The 18,430-nt window shown below is 67.1% G+C and carries 16 protein-coding genes; 4 read left to right on the top strand and 12 right to left on the bottom strand.

Annotated features, from left to right (window positions below):
- Positions 1 to 578: 578 nt before the first annotated feature.
- Positions 579 to 2,225 carry a DUF222 domain-containing protein gene (locus OG300_RS36880; RefSeq protein ID WP_405489156.1) on the top strand — a complete coding sequence of 549 codons (1,647 nt, stop codon included), beginning with the start codon at positions 579 to 581 and terminating at the stop codon, positions 2,223 to 2,225.
- Between the two features lie 361 nt (positions 2,226 to 2,586).
- Here OG300_RS36880 and OG300_RS36875 read toward each other — a convergent pair whose 3' ends face one another.
- Positions 2,587 to 3,033 carry an RICIN domain-containing protein gene (locus OG300_RS36875; protein WP_405489154.1) on the bottom strand — a complete coding sequence of 149 codons (447 nt, stop codon included), beginning with the start codon at positions 3,031 to 3,033 and terminating at the stop codon, positions 2,587 to 2,589.
- Positions 3,034 to 3,251: 218 nt separating this feature from the next.
- On the opposite strand from OG300_RS36875, the gene OG300_RS36870 reads away from it, so the two are divergent.
- Positions 3,252 to 3,473 (top strand): hypothetical protein, encoded by a 222-nt coding sequence (locus OG300_RS36870; RefSeq protein ID WP_405489152.1) that lies wholly within the window; start codon positions 3,252 to 3,254, stop codon positions 3,471 to 3,473.
- A gap of 69 nt (positions 3,474 to 3,542) precedes the next feature.
- Here OG300_RS36870 and OG300_RS36865 read toward each other — a convergent pair whose 3' ends face one another.
- The 4 genes from OG300_RS36865 to OG300_RS36850 all read right to left on the bottom strand — a co-directional run bounded on the left by OG300_RS36865 (position 3,543) and on the right by OG300_RS36850 (position 9,856).
- Entirely contained in the window at positions 3,543 to 4,316 is a 774-nt protein-coding gene (locus OG300_RS36865) for an ESX secretion-associated protein EspG (RefSeq protein WP_405489150.1), read from the bottom strand.
- Positions 4,313 to 6,271 (bottom strand): hypothetical protein, encoded by a 1,959-nt coding sequence (locus tag OG300_RS36860; RefSeq protein ID WP_405489148.1) that lies wholly within the window; start codon positions 6,269 to 6,271, stop codon positions 4,313 to 4,315. Before OG300_RS36860 ends, OG300_RS36865 begins: the two co-directional genes overlap by 4 nt.
- A 216-nt stretch (positions 6,272 to 6,487) precedes the next feature.
- Positions 6,488 to 8,494, bottom strand: a complete 2,007-nt coding sequence (locus OG300_RS36855; RefSeq protein ID WP_405489146.1) for a WD40 repeat domain-containing serine/threonine protein kinase — start codon at positions 8,492 to 8,494, stop codon at positions 6,488 to 6,490.
- A 69-nt stretch (positions 8,495 to 8,563) separates the two neighbouring features.
- Positions 8,564 to 9,856 (bottom strand): GDSL-type esterase/lipase family protein, encoded by a 1,293-nt coding sequence (locus OG300_RS36850; RefSeq protein WP_405489144.1) that lies wholly within the window; start codon positions 9,854 to 9,856, stop codon positions 8,564 to 8,566.
- Between the two features lie 133 nt (positions 9,857 to 9,989).
- Here OG300_RS36850 and OG300_RS36845 point away from each other — a divergent pair, with 133 nt between their 5' ends.
- Entirely contained in the window at positions 9,990 to 10,124 is a 135-nt protein-coding gene (locus OG300_RS36845; RefSeq protein WP_405489142.1) for a hypothetical protein, read from the top strand.
- A gap of 127 nt (positions 10,125 to 10,251) precedes the next feature.
- Entirely contained in the window at positions 10,252 to 12,045 is a 1,794-nt protein-coding gene (locus OG300_RS36840) for a hypothetical protein (RefSeq protein ID WP_405489140.1), read from the top strand.
- A 24-nt stretch (positions 12,046 to 12,069) separates the two neighbouring features.
- Here the strand turns inward: OG300_RS36840 and OG300_RS36835 are convergent, their stop codons facing one another.
- The 7 genes from OG300_RS36835 to OG300_RS36805 form a co-directional block, all read right to left on the bottom strand.
- A complete protein-coding gene (locus OG300_RS36835) occupies positions 12,070 to 12,387 on the bottom strand; it encodes a PE family protein (protein WP_405489138.1) in 318 nt (105 codons plus the stop codon).
- Between the two features lie 75 nt (positions 12,388 to 12,462).
- On the bottom strand, positions 12,463 to 13,719 hold the full coding sequence (locus OG300_RS36830) for a hypothetical protein (protein ID WP_405489136.1): 1,257 nt from the start codon (positions 13,717 to 13,719) through the stop codon (positions 12,463 to 12,465).
- A complete protein-coding gene (locus OG300_RS36825; protein ID WP_405489134.1) occupies positions 13,716 to 14,033 on the bottom strand; it encodes a type VII secretion target in 318 nt (105 codons plus the stop codon). The genes OG300_RS36830 and OG300_RS36825 overlap by 4 nt, the downstream gene beginning before the upstream one ends.
- Positions 14,034 to 14,224: 191 nt before the next feature.
- Positions 14,225 to 14,569, bottom strand: coding sequence for a hypothetical protein (locus OG300_RS36820; RefSeq protein ID WP_405489132.1), 345 nt, complete (start codon positions 14,567 to 14,569; stop codon positions 14,225 to 14,227).
- A gap of 13 nt (positions 14,570 to 14,582) precedes the next feature.
- On the bottom strand, positions 14,583 to 15,359 hold the full coding sequence (locus tag OG300_RS36815; RefSeq protein WP_405489130.1) for an ESX secretion-associated protein EspG: 777 nt from the start codon (positions 15,357 to 15,359) through the stop codon (positions 14,583 to 14,585).
- A gap of 4 nt (positions 15,360 to 15,363) precedes the next feature.
- Positions 15,364 to 17,172 carry a hypothetical protein gene (locus OG300_RS36810; protein WP_405489128.1) on the bottom strand — a complete coding sequence of 603 codons (1,809 nt, stop codon included), beginning with the start codon at positions 17,170 to 17,172 and terminating at the stop codon, positions 15,364 to 15,366.
- The gene (locus OG300_RS36805) at positions 17,165 to 18,430 is read right to left on the bottom strand and encodes a hypothetical protein (protein WP_405489126.1); all 1,266 of its coding nucleotides are present in this window, start codon (positions 18,428 to 18,430) and stop codon (positions 17,165 to 17,167) included. The genes OG300_RS36810 and OG300_RS36805 overlap by 8 nt, the downstream gene beginning before the upstream one ends.

The raw sequence follows: 18,430 nt of genomic DNA, 5'->3' as shown, positions 1-18,430 counted from the left end.
ACGGCGTTGCTCGACGAGCGGCCCCGGCACTCGGGCACAGCAACCGTGATGCACACACCTGCTCGAAGATCGGCGGCCGCATGCGGTCACCACTGCTGCGCGGGTCCAACGTTGCACGGGATGACCTACGCGACTCTTGTCAGCGAGATGCTGTCCATCGTTTGCGTGTCCAGATATGTGCCTGAACCAGCCGATCGACCAGTGCGCGCTCGCAGCCGAGGCCGACGGCGCGCAGATCACCATGGCCGTGGCGGCCAGTGTGGCCACGGATGATGTACTCGGCCGCAAGACATTTGGAGCCCGATACGGCCACCCGACCAGTTCGGGCATTTTCGAGGGTGCAAGCAGGTGCGAAACGGTGGGACATCGTTCAGGAACTGGCTCGCCGAACTGGCTGAGTCTCTGCCCGGCGCAATCGAGCTCCGGCGAGATCTCGGTCTGCCATAGCTGACGCGATCATTCGGAACACGACTTTCGGCGGGGAGCGCGTGACAGTCGTTGGGCCAGCTGGAAATTCGCTCAGCGTGTCACCGAAAGCCTTCTGGCGTGTCTCATTACACGCGAATATCATCGAACATGTGAACGAAACCGCTGCTGACAGCCTCAGCGCCACCGAACTGGTGGCGCGGCTGCGCGCGGTGCACTCGACGATCGCTGTAGCCCAAGCCGAAGAAGTCGAGTTGATGACCGCGCTCTACCGGATGCGCCGCGAACAGCAACTCGAGCGCGGGGTACGCGCCGTCTACGCAGGGGAAGACGCTGCCACCGAAATCGGTGTCGCCCTGCACATTCCGCAACGCACCGCCGACAACCTCATCGCCCTCGGTTTGAGCCTCGAACACCGGTTGCCGTGCACGCGTGAAGCATTCGAAAGCGGCCGGATCGACCTGCCGCGAGTACGGGCCCTGCACGAGGTGTTCCGCAACATCGACCTCGAGCTGGTCGCGGCCCTCGAACCACGCATCGTCGCCTATGCCGAAAACGCCGACCCGTCACGGGTCAAGCGCACTCTGCGCCGCTGGCTGCTGGAAGCAGACCCGGCCGGTCAGGCCGAGCGCCGCAAGACCGCTGAATCCGACCGGTATGTCAACGTCACCGCCGCGGACAACGGCACCGCCGTCCTGGATGCTGTTTTGCCTGCCGCCGACGGCGTGGCCCTCTACGAACGCCTGCGGGAAATGGCGCAAACCCACTGCTGCGCAGCCGATCCCCGCACCAGCAACCAACGCCGCGCCGACGCCCTCATCGCCCTCACCACCGGAACCGGTCAATTGAGTTGCGGCTGCGGCCACCGCGACTGCCCGCGCGCCGGATCTACGGTCGCACCCGCACGCAAAGCGCTTGTGCAGGTGGGTGTTTCGGCTGAAACCTTGGCGGGTCTGGCTGATAACCCTGCTCTGCTGGCCGGTTTCGGTGCCATCGACGCCGACCTGGCACGCAAGCTGGCCCGCCAAGCCCACTTCGACATCATCACCGAGCACCCCACCACCAACCACACACAAACCGGCACCAGCCACACCGGGCACGCCACCACCGACACCCTGGCGCGTTCAACCGGCACCAACTGTGCTGGACAGGCCACGGCCGCCGACCGTTCGGGCTCGACAGGCACCGACCACGGCCAGCGGGCCAACTTCGACAACCCGGCGGACGCGTGCGAGACCCGCTACCGCCCCGGCACCCGCCTGGCCCACCGGATCCGTGCCCTCGACGGCGGCTGCCGCGCCCCCGGATGCGCGATCCCCGCCGCGGCCACCGACATCGACCACCAGGACCGCTTCGACCACCGCTCACCCGAATCCGGTGGCCGCACAGTCGAATCCAACCTCGGCTGTCGGTGCCGACGCCACCACCGCACCAAAACCCTCGCCGACAACGGACTCAACGGATGGCAGGTCATCCACCACCCGGACCGGCGTGTGGAATGGCGCAGCCCTTCGGGCGGTTCGATCACCACCACACCCGAGGGAGCGAAGTTCCTGTTCCCCAACACACCCGTACCGCCGGTCACCGGCGCAGGCATTCCGGAACCGGAACAGGTTGAGCCACTGTTGAATCCGGGCGGAGCGGTCAACGAACTCACCGAACTCCTCCACGTCTACCACCCACCCGCACAACGCCGACACGCACGCAGCACCCGCACCGCCAGGGAATCCGGAACGGCGCAACAGGCGTCGACTATCGATATGCCCGTATCGCGGTACGAGGACCCGGCACCGTTCTGAGATGAGACGCTCGCCTCAACCGTCGAACTAAGACGATATCTGTCCTAGCTGATCTCTAGCGTGGTGTTCGACCACCGATCCGAGACGATGGCATCGTTGTCGCCCCAGACGATTTGCTTGAAATAGCGGTTCATCCTCATGCGTCCCTCCGGTCGTTCACCCCGCACCTGCGCGAGGACAGGCGAACACTAACGCTCCCCAACTATGAAGTGTTGAGTTTTCACAACCGGGGACAGCTATCCGCCAGCCCGCGGTCCGACGACCGCTCTCCACTGTCAGGTGTCAGTGGGTCTCGTTACCGTGCGTCCGGAACGATCTACCGGAAGGTCAGGCGCCTTCCGGGTTTCGCTCGCAATGGGTTTTACCAGCGTTGGTTGGCTTGACCGTTGCACGGGTACGTGACGACCGGTGCCGGGTCAGGGTTTGCCCCTTGGATATCGAGGCAGAAGTCATTCAGATTGCTGTGGATCTCCGCGCCGTTCCGGTACCAGGATTGGTTGGCTTGACCGTTGCACGGGTATGTGACGACCGGTGCCGGATCGGGGTTCGCTCCCTGGATATCGAGGCAGAGGCCATTCATGCCACTACGGATTTGTGCGCCGTCCCAATACCAGGCTTGATTGGACTGACCGTTGCACGGGTATGTGACGACCGGTGCCGGATCAGGGTTCGCCCCTTGGATATCGAGACAGTAACCATTCATGCCACTGCGGATCTGCGGGCCGTCAGCTGACGCCGTCGACGCGACAGTCAATGCGGCAATAGCCGCCAGCAATAGAATGACAGATCTACGAATGCCTTTCAGCACGTTCTTCCCCCTCTAGCTGCAGCCCCAATGGCAGCGTCTCCGGACGGAGGCTAGCACAGCCGCCCGGCGCCGTCTCGGTAGTTCTCCGAGCCAGAGAATTGACGAAACACACTGCTGCGGTGCAGCTTTCATCCTTCGAGCTGTTGATAAGGGAACGCCAAGATTTCGTTAACGCCGCTCCCGCAAAGTGGCCTTGTCAGACGACGAAGGGAAACACAGTGAAGGCACTCGCGAGCACAGCCGTCCTCGGCGGAGTCATTGCGGCGGCGGTCATCGGATTGGCCGGGGCGGCGTCGGCGACGGCGACTCCGGTAGTGAACACCTGGTGTCCACACAGTGAGTTGATGCATCCGACATGGGATGTGAACACCGGGGAACCTGTCATCTGCGTCAACACCGGGATCAGCGGGTACATGTGGGTTGCTGACGCCACCCGCTGATTCCCCACTGTCGCGAATTCACGTGGTGACCTGACGGCATATGACTGTATCCGCGGCACGTCAGAACAGTCAGTTTCGCTCGTCCTCGATGGTGCGGAGGACTCTTTCGATGCAGTCGTCGAGGATCGAGGCGAAGCGGGGTTCGTCTACCGCGAGGGCTTGGGCGGGGTTTTCTACCAGGGCGTAGCGGCCGTCGTCTTCCAGGTCTCGGAAGCGGATCAGGTGGCGGGTTATGCCTCGGGGGCCGTAGGCGGATCTGCCTTGGACTATGTGGATTTCGCCGGCGGTGGTGGCGGGGGTGGTCAGGAATTCTTTGGTTTTGGATAGGTCGGCGCCGGAGTCGGCGGCGATTCTGGAGTGGCCGAAGATGTGGTCCAGGCCTTCTTCTTCGGTTACCAGGGGGATGTCGCCTTGGCGGCCTCGTTCGGCAGAGGGGAGGGCGGCCACTACGGCGGCGGAGAGGAGGGCGGGGTCGCATTCGGTGACCGTGTAGCCGCCTCTGCGCCAGAGGGTTGCGCCTGGGAGTTGGGTTATCACATAGCCTTTGGCGGCTTTGCAGAGGGCACGGACGCGGACCATGGCGCCGGTGCTCCAGCGGTCCTGTTCGTTCCAGCCGTAGGCGGTCAGGTAGAGGTCGGGGTCGGCCATCGCGTCGAATACGGCGCGGAAGTTCGGGCCCAGCTTGTGGCTCAAGGACTCTCGCGCGTTGCGCAGTTCCGCGTCGAAGTCCTCGGCGGTGCGGGTGGCGGAGGTGAACATGAACGGGTCGGGGGGTTCTTCGCCGGACTGGTCCATCCATAGGACGTAGAACTCGGCCTCGCTGAACTGCCAGTCTTCCGTCATTGTTCCGCCACGGGGATGACGGCGGACGGCGTCTCGCCCAGTGCGGCTTCGAGATTCTCTGCGGCACTGAGGTATTCGGGGCGGGTGTATTCCTTCTCCTGGCCCTGCGAGGCCGCGTGCATGGGGGAACCCATCCCGCCCGTGGTGCCGGTGGTGGAGGCGGACGGGGCCAGGCCCGCCTGGTGAATGATCGAGGTGTCGGGGGTGTCGACCGTCGGGACCGAGGAACGCGGGAACAGCTGGGACGCCAACGTCACCGGGGAGTCGGTGGGGATGCCCGCGGTGGGGACGCTCGCCGCAGGGGTCTCGGGGCTGCCGCCGGTGGGCACGTCGGCCGGGGTGGTGGTACTGGGGAGCAGGCCCGCCTCCTGCAACTTCTTCGTCACCAGACTCTGCAAATCCTGACTCTGCGTACCGGTTTGAGTCGTCTGCTGCGACTGCACGGCCGACACGATCGACTGAACGAGGCTCGAGCCTTGCGTAGCAAGGGATTCGACGAACTGGGTGCCGTCCTGCACCAGGGTGCTGATCAACGACGTGATCGTCGACAAGGTGGTGTCCGACGTGGTGGACGGAGTCGTGGTGGACGGGGTCGTCGTCGAAGGCGTTGTGGTGCTGGGGGTTGTCGTCGCCGGAGTGGTCGTGGCGGGCGTGGTCGTGGCGGGCGTAGTCGTGGTGGCCGGAGTGGTCGAACTCGGCTTCTGGGTGCTGACCAGGACCGGATTCTGGCTACCCGGCGACTGCTGCTTGTCCCCCGGCTTCTGATCCCCGGGTGAGGGCTTACCGGTCGAAGGTTGGCCTTGGATAGTCGATTTCGGATCCGAAAGCGCCGGAACAGCACCGCTGGAATCCTTGACGCCCTCGCCGTACCAATCGTCCCAGGCACGCCGCAGATCCCGCATGGCCTGATCGACGGCGGCTTGGGAAAGATGCTGCCCGTTGCCGACCGCACTGTCGTAGGTGTCGCTGATGCTGTTGTGCGGCAGGAAACTCTGCAGCTTCTTCACCCATCCCTCGGTGAAGGCCAGGTTGGCGCTCATGATCTCCATCGAGCTGACCAGCGTCCCCACATTGTCCAGATACTTGTTGACCGCGGTCTTGGCCTGCTTCGCGGAATCCGATGCCCAGACGCCCGCGACAGCGGCACCCTGATAGTCCTGAAGATATTTGTCCGCAGCCGAGTGGAAACCGCTCAACTGCGAGCTCAAAGTCTGACCGGCAACATGCCAGTGCTGCGCGCGAACCGAGAGCATCTCGACCACGTTCTGGCCCTCGATGTACTCCCAGTGATTGTGGAAGTCGTCCCACTCGTACTGGGCACCGGGCTCCGGCTGAATTGTGGACCCCTCCATCACGGTCCCGTTCTTACCGAGCATGGACGTCAGATCGGTCTGCTCCTTGGTGCCAGCGAGCGAGTCGTCATAGTCCTGCTTCGCGGTTCCGGACCACGCGTAGCCCTTGTCGGCTCCGCTCCAGGTGGACGGCCCCCACCCGGGCAACTGCACCGGGGTGACACCTGAGGGAACCGCGAGCCCGGGCTGGCCGGTGGGCGCGGCCAGACCGGGCTGCGCACTCTTCGGCTTACTCAGGCTCTCGAACTTCTGTGACAGTTGCTGGTCGGTGAACAGCGCGGTCGAATTCTGCTCGGTGTGGTCGTACAACTTGCCCGCCGCGATGAAGGACTCACCCATCTCGGTCAGGATGCTCTGATGGCTCGGCAGCACGCTGTGCAGCAGGTTCGTCATCGCGACATTGAATTTCGAGGCCAGCAGCGCACCGGAATTCCGCTGATTCAGTGCGGGCAGATCCTTGTCGGACCCCATGGTGGCAATGGCTTCCCCCACTGTCCTGTACATGTCCGAGCATTGCTGCGCCATCGTGGCCGCCGCGTCATGGTCGAACGAAACCCCCGCACGCGCATCGCTCTTGAGACCAGCTAAGGCATCATCGGCCATCGTCACCCTCCTGAAGATCCCGCTCGCAGCCTAGCCAGTCGGACACCGCAATACCCGCCCGAACTATCGCTACGACATCACAGGGAACGACGACCCGCCGGTCTCAATCGAAATTCACCCGCAACGCGATTGAGCCCCAATGCTCTTCACGTCACCACGAGTAGCACCACGGCGGGCCCAGCGTCAATCCCCGGAAGTGCCGACGCTGGGCGTGAATCACCGAATGCCGCTGGTATCCCAGAGCCTGACCTTCTGATCGTCGCCGCCCGACGCCAGCGTCGAGCCATCCGGTGAGAAGGCGAGCGTGTTCACTGATCCGGAGTGAATGAACCATGGGTAGCCACGCCGGGTCCGCTTGGACACGTCCCACAGCGTGATTCCCCAGTCGCCGGAGCCGTAGTTGTGGGCAGCCGCCAGCGTTCGACTGTCGGGGCTGAATGTCATCACGGGTACCTCCCGCACGCTGTCACTCATCTCGCCGATCTGCTGTCCGGATTTCGGATCCCAGAGCCGCACCATGCCGTCCGAGCCGCCCACCGCGATAGTCGTGCCGTCCGGACTGAACGCCATTGTCCGCGACTGCACCCCCGCGGGCGGTGTCATCATCCTGATTCTGGCACCTGTGCGAACGTCGTACACCTGGGCAGAGGCCTGCAGGGTTACGACCTGCGCACTGTCGGGGGTAAAGGCGACGAGATCAGTGCTTCCGATGAAGCCGTCGATCTGTCCGATGCGCTGTCGAGTGCGCATGTCCCAGAGCCTGATTCCCGCATCGCCCGCGACAGCCACCATCGCACCATCCGGACTGATGGCGATCATGCTCATACTCATCTCGGGATCCGGTACGAGGTCACCGATCTGCGCACCGGTGGTCGGATCGAAGAACTGGAGACACCTCGAAAAGCGGCCGGTGACCATGGTCTTTCCGTCCGGGCTGAAGGCCAGGCCCACCACATCGCTATTGCCCTTGATCTCCCTGATCTCGGTGTGGTTCTTCGTATCCCACAGATCCACCGGGCCCGAAGGCGACACTCCGACCGCCAAGGTCGACCCGTCCGGGGTGAAGGCGAGCCTGGTGACGGGGTCCGAGGCCTGAAGTACGACGGGTGTCGGAGCGGGGTTCGCCGATGGTGTCGGTTTCGACGGCTGAGCACCGGAGTCGTGCAGCGCGAATGGCACAGCGACACCCGCCACCGCGAGCGGCACGGCGACGGCACCGATGGTCAAGAGCCTCCGGCGTCCGAAAGCGTGGGACTTGGGGGCGTTCGCGTCGGCCGTTGGGGCCGCTGATCGCAAGGCCGGGCGGGGATCCACCGGCTCCGGGGCGAAGGGCCGAGCAGTCGACATCGGCTGGGGTGCTGATGTCAGGCTGAGGCCGGTCCCCACTGGACTATGGAGGGAAGCGGCTGCGGCCATGGCGAATTCGGTGCAGCTGGCGAAGCGCGCTTCGCGGCTCTTGGCGGTCGCGCGGGCGATGACCATGTCTAGTTGGGGCGAGGAATCCAGTCGGATGCTGCTGAGCAGCGGGAACGGTTTGGTGAGATGCCCGGCGATTACCTGGCCGGGAGTGCTTCCAGCGAAAGGCGGTTGGCCGGTCAGCAGGGCAAAGAAGGTGCAGGCCAACGAATATTGGTCCGACCGGTGGTCGACTCGGTCGCCCGAGAGTTGCTCCGGGGACGCGTAAGCCAGTGTGGCCGTGACCATTCCGGTTGAAGTGATCTCCGTTGCCGCGTCCAGGAGCCGGGCTATGCCGAAGTCGGTGAGGATCGCTCGTTCCTCGCGGGCGGTGTCGGGGGCGGCGAGGAGGATGTTGGCGGGTTTGACGTCGCGGTGGAGGATGCCTCGGCTGTGGGCGTAGTCGAGGGCGGCGGCGGTTTCGGCGATGATGCGGACGGCTCGGGTTACTCGGACCTGGCGGGGGTCGAGGCGGGAGGTGTCGGTGCCCTGGATGTACTGCATGGCTATCCAGAGTTGGCCCTCGTGGACGCCGCGGTCGTGGATGCCGACGATGTTCGGGTGGTCCAGGCGGGCAATGGCATTGGCCTCCTGGTCGAAGCGGCGGCGCAGGGCGTCGTCGGCGGAGACCTCGGGGGCCAGGAGTTTGAGGGCCACCTGTCGCGGCAGGCGGGGGTGGCGGGCCAGGTAGACGCTGCCCATGCCACCCTGGCCGAGGATGCCGTCGATCGTGTAGTCCGCGAAGACCTGACCTACACACAGACGCACCACGAAACCCCCTCCTGCCGACCAGCAACGCGCCGACAGCTTAACGAGGCGGGACGCCCCGGGCAGCGGTCAGCAGTGGCCGCCGCTGAAGGTGGACAGGTCCACGGTGTCGGCCATCTTCCGGTAGCCGGTGGGGTTGGGGTGCAGGTTGTCGGGGCCCGCGTAGGCGCGGTCCATGGTCGAGGGGTTGGCCGGATCACGCAGGGCCGCATCGAAATCGATGAACGAATCGCTGAGCTGCTGGGTGCGGATCCAGTCGTTGACGCGGATGCGGACCGGGTCGGCGGCGGGCATGGTGAGGATGCCGTCGGTGAGGGCGTTCGAGGCGGGCAGCAGGGTGCCGAGGTGGACGCGCAGGCCCGCGGCGTGCAGGCGGGTGATGAGGGTGGTGTAGGCGGCGACCAGCTGGTCGTACCCGGCGGCGATCGGGATGCCCAGGTCGTTGATGCCCTCCGCGACGATGACATCGGTGACGCCCGCCTGCGAGATGGCGTCGGCGTCGAGGCGATCCAGGCCGCTTGGCCCGAACTCGGGGATGAATCCGCCTGCCTGGACCCGGTTTCCGGAGATTCCGGAGTTCAGGACGGAGACCGGGACACCGGCGTCGTCGAAGCGGCGCTGCAGGAAATCGGTGTAGCGGGCGTTGGTGTCGATCGCCTCGGGGTTCTGCGGGGTGCCGATCACATTGCCGGAGATGTAGCCGTCGGTGATCGAATCGCCGAACGCGACCACGGTGGCGACGTCGGCGGGAGCCTGCACGTCGACACCGGAGGCGATGAGGGCGGCGGTGGTGCTCAGACCGAATGCCGCGCCGTCGGGGTCGGCGGTGTGATCGCCGGTGTCGGGCGGGGTGTAGTAGCTGGTGGCGTCGGCGTTGAAGTGCTCTGTCGGAATCGGTGCGATACCAGCGGCATTGATGCCGACGACGATCGGCTGCCAAGCGGTGAGCGGGAAATCGACCGGGTCGCTGACGATGTCGGCTCCGGGGGCGAGAGTCACGTCCTGCGCGCCGTCGAAGGTCAGGGTGCGCAGCGAATCCGGTTGCACGCCAGCGCCATCGGATCGCAGGGCGACGGTCGCGTGCGCGATGGTCAACGGCAGCGGGCGGAATCGGTTGGTGAGATGCACCCGGACGCTACCGCCACCGCGATGTGGGGTGATGACGATGCGATACGTCTGATCCCCCACCGCCAGCGTCGGCGACAGGTACGGGTCGACCAGGCTGGTGGTATCGCTGGGCGGCGCGAACCAGCTGCCCACCCAGTGCGTGGCACCGCATTCGGCGTGCGCCGCACCGGGCGCACCCCCCAGCAGCGCCGACGCCGATACCGTTGTGACGAGCAAGCTCCGGAGCGCACGCATGCTCCCACCCCTTCCGGATTCTCTCGATAACCGGCTTGCACCGTAAGTCAGCGACGGCGCGTGTGAAGGGGGATTGCGAAAAGGTACGCCCCCACACTTCCGGTGGCCCGGCGGTAGGATCGCCGCGCCAGGCGTGGTCGCAGCGGGCAGCAGGGCCACGGTCACCGGCTCCACGGCGGAGCGGCTGATGCGCGAGGCCACTTTCGCCCTCGTCTGCACCACCCGTGATCCCATCCGGGCCGCCCTCCTGGGCCGTCTCGCTCCCTAGTGCACAGACCAAGATCAGGGAGCTCCCACTGTGAATTTTTGTCCGGATTCCCACGGTGAGAGCTCCTTGATCTTCAGGTGAATGCTGGTGCGGCGGGGTCGGGCTCGATCACTTAGGGTCCGTAGGAGTGAGCAGCTTTCAGCAGGGGCCGGTGGGCGGGGTGCCGGGGCACGGGGGAAATGCCGGGCGGGTGGCCGGGTGGATGCTGGTCGGGGTGGCCGTGCTGGTCGCGGGGGCGGCGGTTCTACCGCTGGCTTCGGCCGGGCGCGGGCAGATCAAGTGGTATTCGTGGCGGATCACCGAGAACCACAGCGCTGTCCCCGGGCAAGCTTTCCTGGGGACCGTCTTCGGGTATGTGCTCGCCGTGCTGCTGGCGGGCATCGCCGGCGCGATGCTGGCCGCAGGGGGCGGGGACCGGCGCAACGGGGTGCGGTGGCTCGGGGCGTTCGCCGCGGGGTTCGGCACCGCGATCGCCGGTGGCGACGTGCTCGCGTTCGCGTCGCCGGGGAACAATGTGTCGCTCGGCCCGGGCTACTGGCTGCTCGCGCTGGCGCTGCCGATATCGCTGGCGGCCTTCGTTATCGGCGTTCGAGCACTGCCGGACAACACCGCGCTGCGGGCTCCCGCGCACGGGCGCGTGACCGACGGGCTGACCGGTGGGTTTCTGCTGTTGGCGTCGATCGTCGGCCTGGTGGCATCGTTTCTCCCGCAGAGTGAGCACTACGGGATGGAGATGACCGTCTGGCACGAGGAGGGATTCGATGCGACGCCACTGCGGGGCATCGTGCTAGCCGTGGCGATCTTCCTCTCGGTGGTGCTGGCGATACTCCTGTTCTCCGGGCTCGGAGTGCGCGATTCACGGGTGCGGATCGCCGGAGGGTTCGTTGCCGCAATGCTTTTCGGGGCGGTGCTGACGCTGATGCTGCCCTCCGGAGACGACAACGGCTGGCTGAATCTCCAGCACGCCACCTCGGGGTTCTGGGTGATGTTGCTGGCTACGCTGGCGTCGATCCCGGCGATCATCGCCAGCGTGGTCGCGAACATCAGCGGGCCACGCACCGGAGTGCCTGGGCCGCAAGGATTTTCAGGGGTGCCGTACGGGCAGCCGCACAGTCCCGCGCCGGGTGGTTACGCACCGGGGGCCCTGGTCGATCCGGCCGCTTCGAATCCGTTCAACCCCACCGTGATCGTGGCCAACCCGTTCGCGCCCGCGCCGTTCGCGGCCGATCCCTCGGCTCCCGGCGTAGAGGTGCCCAATGGGTTCGCGCCCGTCAATGCTCAGAATCCCTTTGCGACGGGCGGCAATCCCCAGGTGGTGGTGAACCCGTTCGCGCACGGTCCGGCGGTGGCGAATCCGTTCGCACCCAACCTTGCTGTGCCGAATCCGTTCGCAGCGAACCCCGCAAACCCGTTCGGGGGCGGTCCGGCAACACCGAACCCCTTCGCGGCCAGTCCGGCGATGCCGAATCCCTTCGCGGCCAACCCCGCAACTCCGAACCCGTTCGCGGTCGATCCCGTCGCGGTCAACCCCGCCGAGCAGACCGTGGTCAACGATCCCGAGCTGCGGATGGCGAAGGTGTACGACGGGCGGGACGGGCAGGGGCGGCCGGTGGTGAATCGGTCACCGCTGGAGGAGAATTCGAGGTCCGCCGTGCTGGCGTATCTGGAATCCGCGCCGATCGTGCTGGCGGCGCGGAGCACCGATCAGGACGAGTTCGTGCCGGGTGATAGGGATGTGCCGTTGACGTTCCGGACCGACGGGGTCTGGGTGTGGGCGGGCGCGGTGCCGCACTATCTGCACAAGCACGGGCTGCCGCCGGAACCGGAATTGGTGGCGCACATCGTGGCTCGCGGGTTCCGGGTCGGCGAGGTCAGTGACGCCGCCAAGGATCGCGCGGTGCGGGCGATCACCACGGGCTAGGTACAGCCCGTGGTGACGACCGGGTCAGAGGTTGGTGAAGTCCGTCGCGTTGCTGGACTCGACCTGACCGAAGGCGTCGGCCTGGCCGCGCACGACCGCAGCCAGCTTGCGTAGTTCGTCGACACCGGACGCGCCCTGCGTGACATACGACGCGCCGACCGCGGTCAGCGTGTCGGCCGCGGTCAGCGAGACCGGGTCCGAGCCCGCGGCGGGCACGGCCAGTGCCGTCCCCTCGCTGCCGAGCGCGGACTCCAGACGGTCGGCCATGGCGTCCAGACTCGCGGCGGCGGCCCGTACCGCGTCCGCGTCGAAACGCACACCGCGCACATTGAATTCGCTCATCGTCCCTCCCTTTCGGGGCATCCTATCGCGTAGACCGGGCCCGCACCGACCAGGTTTCCGGATCGGCCGGTTCGATCACGAAGCCGGACGCGGACCGTTCGTGCCGACCGCACCCACCACCGCCACGCCGGTGTGGCCCAGTTCGCCGACCACCTCGTCGCCGTGTTCGGCGGTGACCAGCTGGGTGCGCACCTCCTCGTCGGCGTCACCGGCTCCGGCACCGGCGGACATGCCCCCGGCACCCATCGGCGGCACCATGCCGCCGCCCATGCCCGAACCGGTGGAGGCGGGCACCACGGTGGGGGTCGTGGATTCGGCGGCCACGGGGGTCGCGCTCATGGCACGCGGACCGGCCGGAGCCAGCGGGGTGGAGATCGTGGGCAGACCGCTCATCGGCATCAGGCCACCACCGGTGAACACGCTCGTATCCGTGGCCGCGGCAACGGGTTCCGCGACCGGCGTGAGCGGTGCCTCCGAGGTCTGGCTGATGGACTGCAACTGCTGGATGGTCTGCGCGCCGGTGCTCGCGGCGGTGCCGAGCGGGGAGATCATGCTCAGCAGCTGCGACACCTGCGACATCGGGTCCACGCCCTTCGGGGCGTCGGTGACCTTCACCTTCTGACCGGCCGCCGTCATGGTCGCGCTGTGCACGGTCATCTCGGTGCGGGTCTTGGCCACCGTGGCGGTCGCCTCCGCACCCGTCTCGGATGCCAGCGACAGCAGGAACGCCTGTCCCGGCGGGGTGGCGATGAACGGGGCGGCCAGCGTGACCCCGGTGACGAACTTGGTGATGATCGCCGACATGGTGGCCGCGCCGGTGGCCACCGAGGCCGCCGCGCCACCCATCACCGTCTTCTGTTGCACGTTCTGGGTTTCCAGCTCGACGGCGTTGCCCTGCGCCGCGGCGCCCTTCTCGGCCGCACCGGTCGCACCGTCGCCCTGCCACGAATTCGAGCCCGCCAGCGACGAGATCGACTGCGCGATCGACATGATCTGCTGCAGCGCGGACGAGACGCCGGAGAGCATGTTCGACGCGTCCAGACCCTGACCCAGCTGGCCGGTGCCGAAGGACGACGCCAGATCGGTGAGCGGCTTGGTGAGCGCGGTCAGATCCAGGGTGGGCAGCGGCGGCAGCTCGGGTAGCGGCGGGAACGCGGGCAGTTGTGGAAGGGCGGGCAGACCCAGGGTGGAGAGGACATCGGCGACGGGGCTGTCGAGCAGGGGTGCGAAAGCCGTGTCCCGCAGGGCATCCGCCACGGTCTGCCCGTCCGGCAGCGAGGGTAGGGCGCCGGGCGACGGGGTGGCCGCGCCCGAATCGAACGGAGTGCTCACAGGTCCTGCGACAGGGAGAGGAAATCGACCCCGGCGGACTCGTCGACCGCCTGGTAGGACGCGGCCGCCTCGTGCGCGGTGACAGCGGTGCCCGCGTGCACGGCGGCCAGCTCGGCCACCGAGGACAGGTGATTGCCCTGCGCGCCAGCGAAACTCAGCAGGAAATCCTGGCCGATCAGACCGAAGACCGGGACCAGACCGACAACCGTGGCAACCTGATCGACCGCGGCGGCACCGGCCACCGTGGTGGCCATGGCGGCAGAAGCGTCTCCGTAACCGCGAATCGCGTCCGGCGTGGCAACGAGGTTGCTCATGAGACTCCCATCCGGAAGATCATTTCGAATCGAACGATACCGAGCGGTGTCTCGCCCGGCATGACAAAGACTGCACCAACCGGCGAACACTGCGGTGAACACCAGATGTTCCGCAGGTTACCGAGGGTGCCCCCAATAACGTTGTCTCACTTACATATTTCATTCGCGCCGGACGGGTCGGCACTATCCGGTCAGATCGGGCGCAACCAGCTGTCCGGTTCGGTCTCGTACTCCTGCTCCTCGACATACTCCTGACGGGTCACCTCCGCCGCCGTCGGCAGACCGGTCAGCGCCAGCAGCTCCGGCGCGAGACCCGCGGCCACCAGCTGCGCGCGACGCTCGATCCCGGCGCGGGCCGCGGACTGACGGCACAGCCGCACGATCTCCGCCGCCAGCAGTTGCGGATCCTCGCGCAGGCGATCGCGATCCACCGAAATCGCCCGGGGCAGGCCCTGTTCCGTAGTGGTCACCACGATCGAACCGGTCCGCGAGGACTGGGTGAACTCGGTGGGGAACGGCAATTGCTCGGAGGTCATCGTGTGCTCCCGCTCACTCGTCTTCGATCGCCAGCAGCACCTCGGCGATATGGGTTTCCAGCGTGGTGATCATCCGGCGACGATCGGCGGGCGCGGCCACCGGCGGATGATCACCGGTCACCACGTAGCGCCCCTCGTCGACCAGATCGCGCCACTGATAGCGATAGCGGGCGATGCCGCGCGGCCCGAAGCGCGAAAGACCCTGCACCACTTCGACGGTGCCCAGACACGCCGCTGGCGTATCGAGGAAATCGACGGCCCGGTGCACGGTCGTGCCCTCCAGCGTCTCGTGCGCCGGGGACAGGCCGAAGTCGTAGTCGACCTCGTCGACGTCCTCGGCCTCGGCCAGCACCAGGTCACCGCCGCGCGCGGCACCGACCTCCGGCAGGGCCGCCACCACCCGCTCGGCGAGCGCGTCCGCGTAGAACTCGGTCAGGGTGAAACCGCTGCTGTGCCTGACGGTTTCACCCGGATGCTGCACCACCAGGTATCCGGCCTCGCCCGAGCGGACCGCCAGCATGCGGATACTGGACGCCGCGGCGAGCCGGTCGCGGCCGTCCCAGCCGCGCACCTCGACCCGGATCTGCGGCCGCAGCAGGGCGGGCAGCACCTCGGCGTAGTCGTCGTCGCGGTGGCGCAGACTCTCCCGCGCGCGAGCCATATTGGCCAGATGGTCGTCCCACCACTGCGTCCGGCTGGCGAAGGTCAGCGGCTGCGGCAGGAACTCCTCACCGAGCTGCTCCCACAGCGCCAGGAACTCCAGATCGGTGAACTTCCAGGTCCGAAGCACCGAATCAGCCCTCCACCACGGGTTTCGCCACGATCGGTGCGGTGCCCATGGCCTCGTCCAGGTATTCGGTCGACTCCAGGGCCTCGAGGCGCTTGTGCTCCTTGCCCTGGTTCCCGTGCCCGCCGGCGCCGTGGCCCATACCGCCGCCCATGCCGCCACCGCCCATCGCGCTCGCCGGACCGGTCGCCAGCCCGGCGCGGGCCACTCCGACGGACTCGGCCTCCAGCTCACCCGCGATGGCGGCGGCACGCGGAAACAGCTTGGCCGGTTGCACGGCATCGAGTTTGGGCCCACCACCACCGCCGCCGACGCCGTTGGCGCCCAGCGGTGTCTTCAGGTCATTGAGCAGGTTGGGCAGCGAGCCGAGCGGAGAATTCTGCAATTGGTTCTGCAGATTCTGCTGGTTCGCCGACTGCGCCGACTGCAAGCCCTGCATGCCGGACTGCATCGCGCTCTGCAACTGGGACAGGCCGGATTGGCTCGAGTCCGAGGAGGACGGGCTGCTCGAACCCTGGTTGGAGCCACCGGAATCCGTGCCGCTCGGGTTCGAACCGTCGGGGTTGGATCCGCCCGGGTTGGAACCGGACGGATTGGAGCCACTCGGGTTGGAGCCGTTCGGATCAGTGCCGCCGGAACCATTGGCCCCGCCAGGAGTTCGGCCGCCACCGCTCGGCGTCGACACGGCCTTGGCATTGAGCAGAGGTATCGCGCTCGCGGACACCGTGCCCTGTGGTCCGCCACCGGTCGGGCCCCCACCGGTCGGGCCGCCCCCGGTGTAGTCGGAGGTCGTCGAACCACCGTTGTCGGTCAACGCGGGAGGCTGCGCGGTCGGGTCGACCAGTTTGGGAATCATGGTGCTGGAGTTGGCGATTCCCGGGATGTACCAGGATTTGAAGGCGGCGACGGCGACCTGGATGACCCGGGTCTCCTCGGCGGAACCGTTCAGCTTGTCGCCGTCCCAGCCGATCGGCATGCCGGCCTTCGTCAGATTCAGCCAACCGGAGGTGTAGAGCAGGTTCTCGGCGATGGCATGCAGATCCGTCGACAGGTCGGCGGCCTGTGCCTCGAAGGCCGCGGCCGCCTTGACCGCGCCGGCGGCGCCCTTGCCGGTCCAGCTGCCGGCGGCGGTCATCTGCTTGATACGGCCGGAGAGCAGCTGGAAATCGGAGCTGATGTGGTCGGCCATCCAACCCCACAGGCCGCTGATATCCGCGATCGGCTGCGGGTTGATGCCCTGACCGACCGCGAGGAACCATTCGGGGTCGTGACCGGTCGGGTCCTCGGAGCCGATGGCATCGGTGTAGCGGCCCGACTTCGCCTGGCTGACGGTCGCCATGTCGCCATTGCCGTTGCCGTCGTTCGGATCCGGGGTCGAGGTGGGCCAGGAGGGAATCTGGGTGGCTCCGGCCAGGGGAATCCCCGTGTTGTCCCAGCGGGCGACGGCGTCGCGCTTGATCGCGTCGAAGGCGGTCGCCGCGTCCTCGTCCTTGGACTTGTACAGCTTGCCCGCGGTCACGAAGGTGTCGCCCATGGCGTTCACCAGATCCAGATAGTGCGCGATGATCGTGCCCATCTGGCCGCCCTGCGCCGCGAACCGGTCACGCAGCGTGAGCGCGGAATGCAGCATCCCGTTGTCGCTGAATCCGGTGTACTGGGTGAGCAAATGGGTGTAGCCCTGCGCCGCGCTCAGGGATGCCGCGCAGTCGGCGGCGTAGGCGGCCGCGTCCCCCGCCACATCCGGCGCGATGGTGAGTCGGCCGTTGTGCGCGTCCTTGGCGGTGTCGAGCCAGGGATCGTAGACCTTGTCACCCATGATGTGCTCCGATCCTGGCCACGCCGGACAGCGTCAGCTGATAGTGGGCGGTGTCCACATCCGCGGTGTCACCGAAGGCCGCCGCGAGCACGGCGGGCGTGACATCGCGGCGCTCGGCGGCAGCGACGAAAGACGTGATGGCGGAACGCTGTTCGGGCGTCGGGGTGCCGGGGATCAACCCGCTGATCACGTCCGCGACGGTGACGGCGGTCCAGATGCCGGGTACGGCGGCGGTCAGCTCCGGTGCGGACGGGGAGTCGCCGCGATGCCAGCGGCCGTGCTCCCACCAGTAGCAGAAGGTCAGCAGGCCACCGGCCGCGCGGGTGTTGAGCACCGGGTTGGCGACCCAGTCCGGAGCGCCCCGGTACAGGTCGGGCAGTGCGGTCTTCCGGCGGTAGGCGGTCGCCAATTCCCTTGCCTCCCAGACGCCTCCGGACAGCACCGCGCGGTCACCGGGCAGCAGATAGAGGGAGGAGCCGGAACGGCGGGAGCCCTCGAACCAGCCGCACGAGGGCAGCACCCGGGGGCCGCGTTCGGAGCCCACCGCGACGAAAGCCGCGGAGACGGCGGTCCAACGCGACCACAGCATCGGAAGATTCGGGAAGTCGTTCTCGGAAACCACCGGGAGACGGTCGGATTCGCGATCGGCGCGGGCCGTCACCGCCGCCAGGCGCGGCGGACGGGACTGGCGGTCGCCGTGGAAGATGTGGGCGGCAAGCCAAACCTGAAGGGTGGCACGGGGATAGACCTCGAGATCCGCCAGATAGTCCTGCGGCGAGAACAACTGGTCGGCGGGGAACGGCTCGTCACCGTAGTCGTGGTCGACAGTCAATTCGCCCGCTGGATTCAGTACCAGCTCCAGTCGCCACCAGGGGCCGTCACCGAGGGTCGCCGACAATGCGCGGTGCTCGACAACGAGATTCAGCACCGCACCCGACGGGATCACCTCGGCGCGGCGCTGCTCGCCGTCGAAGAACGAGACCCGGGACAGGTGGCCGGTCACCGTCACCGCGAACGAGGCGCGCAGCTGCTGCCAGCCCTCGGGCGGCTCGCTGATCAACTCCTGGGCGATGCGATGCACCAGGCGGCGCGCCTGCTCGGCGATCTCGGGTTCCTCGGCGGCCATGGTGAAGCCGACATCGGGATCCGGTGTCTCGGGCACGGCGGTGATGACCGCGGCGGTGACAGCGGGCTCCGGGGTGGCGACGGCCGGAACTGCCTCGGGCGCAGCGGATTCCGCGTTCTGAATCGGATGCAC

Origin of the sequence: Nocardia sp. NBC_00511, assembly GCF_045161165.1 — a bacterium.
Classification (GTDB): domain Bacteria; phylum Actinomycetota; class Actinomycetes; order Mycobacteriales; family Mycobacteriaceae; genus Nocardia.
Note: the sequence above shows the minus strand (reverse complement) of the source record. Positions and strands in the feature narration are given on the sequence as shown.